Here is a 2,511-nt window from a genome sequence, read left to right as displayed (position 1 = left end):
GACCGGCGGGCGCCGTGTCTGCACGGCACCCGCCGGTCCCTCGGACGCGCGGCAGGGGGTGCGCCGCCGCGCGCGGTCGGGCCGGTGGCCGGCCCCTCACCACCGGGTCAGCAGTGGTACGTGTCGGTCGGCGCCTCGAAGTGGACGTCGTAGCCCTCGGGCACGCTCAGGCCGAAGGCCCCGGCGAGACCGAGGATCTTCCGGGCGCGGGCGAGCCGGGGCAGGTCGGAGCCGTTGCGGATCTCCCCGCCGTCGGCGTCGAACTCCTGCAGGAACTCGGTGGCCCAGGACAGCTCGGACAGGGAGGGGCTCAGGCCCTCGTTGACCGTGGCCGCCTGCTCGGGCATCAGGCACAGCTTGCCGGTCATGCCGAACTCCAGGGTCACGGACGTCGCCTCGGCCAGCTTCGGGCCGAGCGCCCCGACGGCGGGGCCGTCGATGGGCCCGGGCAGGTTGGCGGCCCGGGAGGCGATCGTGAACTGCGAGCGCGTGTACGCCAGCGTCAGGGGGTTCTCGCCGAAGCCCGTGTCGCGGCGGAAGTCGCCGAGGCCGAAGCCGAGCCGGTAGGTGGACCGGGCCCCGGCGATGGCCTGCAGGTGCTGCACCCCGCGGGCGGTCTCGACGAGCGCGACGATCTTGGTGTCCTTGAGCAGCTCCGCGGTGCGGGTCACGTGCTCGGGCGACTCGACCATGGCCAGCATCACCCCGTCGAGGCCGCGGACCCCGGCGAGGGCGCGGAGGTCGTCCTCCCACCACTGCGTGCCGAAGCCGTTGACGCGCACCCAGGCGTGCTGCTGCGCCCCGTGCTCGTCGCGGGCGTCCAGCCAGCTGATCACGTTGCGGCGGGCGCGCTCCTTGTCCTTGGGCGCCACGGAGTCCTCGATGTCCAGGACGACGACGTCGGCCGCGCTCCCCGCCGCGACCGCGAAGCGCTCGGCCTGGGCGCCGTTGACGAGCAGCCAGGAGCGGGCGAGCTCCGGGCCGACCGCCGGCGCGGCGACCTGGGGAGCCAGCGGCGAGGTGGTGGTGGTCGAGGTCGTCGTGGTGGACTCGATCGAGGTGGCAGTCATGAGTGCGTACCCATTCCGTGTGGCGCAGCGTGCTGCGGTGCGACAAGCGAGCCGGGGCGCCCGAGCCGGGGGTCGGGGGCTGCCCGGCGGAACCGTGACCGGTGGCGGTCCCGCGGGGACGATGGCGTCGCGGGGGTCCGTCCGGTGCGTGCCTCGGGCCGGGGGTCGCGGAGTGGGCGAGCCGGTCCGTGCGCGCTGGATCGACGCGCTCGGCAGGTGCGGTGGCCCCACCGTAACGCAGATCACACGGTGGCGCCAACCGCGCGGCGCCAACCGTGCGGCGCCCACCGTGCGGCGCCGACCGTGCGGCTCAGGCCCGGCGCGTCGTGCGGGCCGTGGCCGCCGCGGACCACGGGTCCTCGGGCCACGGGTGCTTGGGGTAGCGCCCGCGCATCTCGGCCCGCACCTGCCGGTAGGGCCCGGACCAGAACGAGGCGAGGTCGTCGGTGACCGCCAGGGGCCGCCCGGCCGGGGAGAGCAGGTGGAACAGCACCGGTGCCCGCCCGCCGGCGACCGCGGGCGTCTCCGCCCAGCCGAAGCACTCCTGCAGCTTCACGGCCAGCACGGGCCGGCCCGTGGGGTCGTCGGCCGCCGGGTAGTCGATCCGGACCCGTGACCCGCTGGCCACGGTGAGGCGCTCGGGGGCGAGCTCGTCGAGGCGGCCGGCCTCCGGCCACGGGAGGAGCCGGCGCAGGGCCCCGGCGAGGTCCACGGGCCCGCCGGCGGCGAGGGTGTCCAGCTCGGGGGCGAGCCACTCGTCGAGCCGGGCCTGGAGGGCGTCGTCGGAGACGTCCGGCCAGGGGGCGCCGAGCCGGTGGTGCAGCAGCGCCAGCCGGCGCCGGAGCCCGTCCGCCGTCCCGGACCAGGCGAGCAGGCCCGGGCCGTGCTCGGCCAGGGCCGCCCGCACGGCCTCGCGGGCCGCCGCGGGGGCCGGTCGCACGGGGGTGGCGGAGAGCTGGATCGCCCCGAGGGCGCGGATCCGCCGCGCGCTCACCCGCCCGCCGTCGTACCGGGTGTCCACCGCGTCGGTGAGCAGGTGCTCGGCGCACCGCTCGGCGGTCTCCCGGTCGAGGGCGGCGGCGGTCCGGACGACCGCGCCCGTGCCGGCGGCGGCCCGCCCGGCGGCGCGGGTGGCCTCGGCGACGGCCAGCCACTCGTGGGCGGCCAGCGGGCTGCCCTCCGGGAGGCCGGCCCGGGTGCCGGAGGCGAGCAGCCAGGTGCCGCCCGACCGGTGGGCGATCCGCTCCGGGAAGGCCAGGGCGAGCACCGCGCCGGGCACGAGCTCGCGAGGCACGGGGTCGGCGGGCACCGGCGCGGGGCGCTCCGCCCGGACCCGGTCGCGGCTCTCTGCGACCTCGGCCCGGTCGGTCCCGGCGTCTCCGGTGCCCGCCGCGCGGGCGGCGCGGCGGAGCCGGTCCGCCTCCTCGGCCCACCGCCGGGC

2 protein-coding genes are annotated in these 2,511 nt (G+C 78.1%); both read right to left on the bottom strand.

The window, feature by feature from the left end; genetic code table 11:
* Nucleotides 1-107: 107 nt before the first annotated feature.
* Nucleotides 108-1,070 carry a CoA ester lyase gene (locus tag ABL57_RS20175; protein ID WP_238986146.1) on the bottom strand — a complete coding sequence of 321 codons (963 nt, stop codon included), beginning with the start codon at nucleotides 1,068-1,070 and terminating at the stop codon, nucleotides 108-110.
* Nucleotides 1,071-1,380: 310 nt separating this feature from the next.
* Nucleotides 1,381-2,511 (bottom strand): ATP-dependent helicase C-terminal domain-containing protein (locus ABL57_RS20170; RefSeq protein WP_305728558.1); only part of this gene is annotated, 1,131 nt, incomplete at its 5' end.

The sequence above is a fragment of the Kocuria sp. SM24M-10 genome (assembly GCF_001027955.1).
In the GTDB taxonomy this organism is placed as follows: domain Bacteria; phylum Actinomycetota; class Actinomycetes; order Actinomycetales; family Micrococcaceae; genus Kocuria; species Kocuria oceani.
The sequence above is the reverse complement of the archived record's forward strand: the minus strand, read 5'-3'. Positions and strand labels throughout refer to the sequence as shown.